Here is a 1,180-nt window from a genome sequence, read left to right on the forward strand (position 1 = left end):
TTGAGTTTTAACCTTGCGGCCGTACTCCCCAGGCGGTCAACTTAATGCGTTAGCTGCGCCACTAAAGACTCAAGGTCCCCAACGGCTAGTTGACATCGTTTACGGCGTGGACTACCAGGGTATCTAATCCTGTTTGCTCCCCACGCTTTCGCACCTCAGTGTCAGTATCAGTCCAGGTGGTCGCCTTCGCCACTGGTGTTCCTTCCTATATCTACGCATTTCACCGCTACACAGGAAATTCCACCACCCTCTACCATACTCTAGCTTGTCAGTTTTGAATGCAGTTCCCAGGTTGAGCCCGGGGCTTTCACATCCAACTTAACAAACCACCTACGCGCGCTTTACGCCCAGTAATTCCGATTAACGCTTGCACCCTCTGTATTACCGCGGCTGCTGGCACAGAGTTAGCCGGTGCTTATTCTGTCGGTAACGTCAAAACAGCAAGGTATTAACTTACTGCCCTTCCTCCCAACTTAAAGTGCTTTACAATCCGAAGACCTTCTTCACACACGCGGCATGGCTGGATCAGGCTTTCGCCCATTGTCCAATATTCCCCACTGCTGCCTCCCGTAGGAGTCTGGACCGTGTCTCAGTTCCAGTGTGACTGATCATCCTCTCAGACCAGTTACGGATCGTCGCCTTGGTGAGCCATTACCTCACCAACTAGCTAATCCGACCTAGGCTCATCTGATAGCGCAAGGCCCGAAGGTCCCCTGCTTTCTCCCGTAGGACGTATGCGGTATTAGCGTCCCTTTCGAGACGTTGTCCCCCACTACCAGGCAGATTCCTAGGCATTACTCACCCGTCCGCCGCTGAATCCGGGAGCAAGCTCCCTTCATCCGCTCGACTTGCATGTGTTAGGCCTGCCGCCAGCGTTCAATCTGAGCCATGATCAAACTCTTCAGTTCAAACATCGTTGGGTTTTGTGAAAACCCTAAACTTGGCTCAGCAATCGATGGTTACATCTTTGATTTCTCGCGGAGTAACTTGCGTTGCTGATAATCTGTTGACTAGCAGTCTTACACCACAAGCACCCACACGAATTGCTTGATTCAGTTGTTAAAGAGCGGTTGGTCAAGATCTTTCATCTCAACCGAGGCGCGCATTCTACAGCAGCCTCATTTGCTGTCAAGCGGTTATTTTCAGAAGTTTTCAAAGTTTCGCTTGGAAATCCTTAACA

General features: G+C 50.8%; 1 rRNA gene. It reads right to left on the reverse strand.

From position 1 onward, the window contains the following. Positions 1–908, reverse strand: a 16S ribosomal RNA gene (locus ACQKP2_RS33010); the annotation flags it as partial. Positions 909–1,180: the final 272 nt, after the last annotated feature.

Source organism: Pseudomonas sp. NPDC089569 (assembly GCF_050280625.1).
In the GTDB taxonomy this organism is placed as follows: Bacteria; Pseudomonadota; Gammaproteobacteria; order Pseudomonadales; family Pseudomonadaceae; genus Aquipseudomonas.